This window comes from Stenotrophomonas pictorum JCM 9942 (genome assembly GCF_001310775.1).
Lineage (GTDB): Bacteria > Pseudomonadota > Gammaproteobacteria > Xanthomonadales > Xanthomonadaceae > Stenotrophomonas > Stenotrophomonas pictorum.
Map to the genome: position 1 here is coordinate 1 of NZ_BAZI01000318.1, position 3,013 is coordinate 3,013.

The 3,013-nt window shown below is 67.4% G+C and carries 1 pseudogene; it reads left to right on the top strand.

The window, feature by feature from the left end:
• Positions 1–3,013: pseudogene (locus JCM9942_RS13000) on the top strand (efflux RND transporter permease subunit); the annotation flags it as partial.

Below are 3,013 nucleotides of genomic sequence, written 5' to 3' on the forward strand. Positions count from 1 at the left end.
TTCGACTATTTTCATCCGGCGCCCGATCGCCACCTCCCTGCTGATGATCGGGCTGATGCTGCTGGGCATCCTCGGCTACCAGCGCCTGCCGGTCGCCGCCCTGCCCGAGATCGAAGCGCCCAGCCTGGTCGTCACCACCCAGTATCCGGGGGCCAGCGCGCAGACGATGGCCTCGCTGGTGACCACGCCGCTGGAGCGGCAGCTGGGGCAGATTTCCGGGCTGGACATGATGACCTCCGACTCCTCGGCCGGGTTGTCCAGCATCGTGCTGCAGTTCTCGATGGAGCGCGACATCGACACCGCCGCACAGGACGTGCAGGCGGCGATCCGCCAGGCCACCCTGCCCGGCTCGCTGCCCTACCAGCCGGTCTACAACCGGGTGAATCCGGCCGACGCGCCGATCCTCACCCTCAAGCTGGCCTCGGACACGCGCCCGCTGCGCGAGGTCAACGACCTGGCCGACTCGATCCTGGCCCAGCGCCTGTCGCAGATCGACGGCGTGGGTCTGGTGTCGATCGCCGGCAACGTGCGCCCGGCCGTGCGCATCCAGGCCAACCCGGCGCAGCTGGCCAACATGGGCATGACCCTGGAAGACCTGCGCAGCGCGCTGACCCAGGCCAATGTCAACGCACCCAAGGGCTCGCTCAACGGCAAGACCCAGAGCTACACGCTGTCCACCAACGACCAGCTCAGCGACGCGGCCGACTACAACGACATCATCATCCGCTACCAGAACGGTGCGCCGGTACGGCTGCGCGACGTGGCCACGGTGATCGACGGCGTCGAGAACGACCAGATCGCCGCCTGGGCCGACGGCCAGCCGGCGGTGCTGCTGGAAGTGCGGCGCCAGCCCGGCGCCAACATCGTCAAGACCGTGGAGAACATCCGCCAGATCCTGCCCAACCTGCAGGGCATGCTGCCGGCGGATGTGAACCTGGATATCTTCTCCGACCGCACCGTGACCATCCGCGCCTCGGTGCACGATGTGCAGTTCACCCTGATCCTGACCATCTGCCTGGTGGTGGCGGTGATCTTCGTGTTCCTGCGCCGGCTGTGGGCCACGGTGATCCCCTCGGTGGCGGTGCCGCTGTCGCTGCTGGGCACCTTCGGGTGATGGCCTTTGCCGGGATGTCGCTGGACAACCTGTCGCTGATGGCGCTGACCGTGGCCACCGGCTTCGTGGTCGACGATGCGATCGTGATGATCGAGAACATCGTGCGCTACATCGAACAGGGCAAGGACGGCCAGGAAGCGGCGGAAGTCGGCTCACGGGAAATCGGCTTCACCGTGCTGTCGCTGACCGTGTCGCTGGTGGCGGTGTTCCTGCCGCTGATCCTGATGCCCGGCGTTACCGGCCGCCTGTTCCACGAGTTCGCCTGGGTGCTGACGATCGCCGTGTCGATCTCGATGCTGATCTCGCTGACGCTCACCCCGATGATGTGCGCCTACCTGCTCAAGCCCGACGCATTGCCCGAGGGCGATGACGCCCACGAACGGGCGGCGGCAAGCGGCAGGACCACCGCGTGGTCGCGGCTGGTGCATGCCTACGAGCGCAGCCTGGACTGGGTGCTGCGTCATCAGCCGCTGACCCTGACCATCGCGCTGGGCTCGGTGGTGTTGACCGTGTTGCTGTACATGGCCATCCCCAAGGGCCTGCTGCCCGACCAGGACACCGGCATGGTCACCGGGGTGGTGATCGCCGACCAGAACGTGGCCTTCGAGCAGATGCAGCAGCGCACCCAGGCGGTGGCCGCGGCATTGCAGCAGGACAAAGCCGTCACCGGCGTGGCCGCCTATATCGGTGCCGGCACCATGAATCCCACGCTCAACCAGGGACAACTGAGCATCGTGCTCAAGGAGCGAGGTGATCGTGACGGGCTGGACGTGATCCTGCCGCGGTTGCAGGCCGCTGCCGCGCATATCCCCGGCGTGGCGCTGTACCTCAAGCCGGTGCAGGACGTGACCCTGGATACGCGCGTGGCCGCCACCGCCTACCAGTTCTCGCTCTCGGACATGGACAGCACCGAGCTGGCCGAACAGACCGCACGCGTCACCGACGCGCTGCGCCGGCTGCCGCAGCTGGCCGATGTCGACAACAACCTGGCCAACCACGGCCGCGCCCTGCACGTGCAGGTGGACCGCGACAAGGCCGCCCGCTACGGCGTGCCGATGCAGACCATCGACGACACCTTGTACGACGCCTATGGCCAGCGCCAGATCTCGACCATCTTCACCCAGCTCAACCAGTACCGCGTGGTGCTGGAAGTGGCACCGGAGTTCCGCACCAGCGATGCGCTGATGAACCAGCTGGCGATCGGCAGCAACGGCAGCGGCGCGCTGACCGGCAGCAATGCCACCACCCTGGGCCAGGTCAGTTCGAGCAACTCCTCCACCGCCACCGGCATTGGCAACAGCAATACCGGCATCGCCCTGGGCGGCGGCGGCAGCATTCCGCTGTCGGCCATCGCCAGCGCCGTGCCCGGCACCGCGCCGCTGATCGTCAGCCACCAGCAGCAGCTGCCCTCGGCGACGATCGCCTTCAACCTGGCGCCGGGCTACTCGCTGTCCGAAGGCGTGGACGCAATCAACAAGGCGGTGGCCGGGCTGCAGCTGCCGCCGCAGATGCAGGCGCAATTCGTCGGCACCGCCGCCGAGTTCTCCAGCAGCCAGACCGACGTGGTGCTGTTGCTGCTGGCGGCCATCGCGGTGATCTACATCGTGCTGGGCGTGCTGTATGAAAGCTGGATCCACCCGCTGACGATCATCTCCACGCTGCCGCCGGCCGGCGTCGGCGCGCTGCTGGCGCTGTACCTGTGCGGCATGAGCCTGTCGGTGGACGGCATCGTCGGCATCATCCTGCTGATCGGCATCGTCAAGAAGAACGCGATCATGATGATCGACTTCGCGCTGGACGCGCAGCGCGCCGGCGCCAATGCCTACGACGCGATCCGCCGCGCCTGCCTGCTGCGTTTCCGCCCGATCATGATGACCACCGCCGCGGCCATGCTCGGCG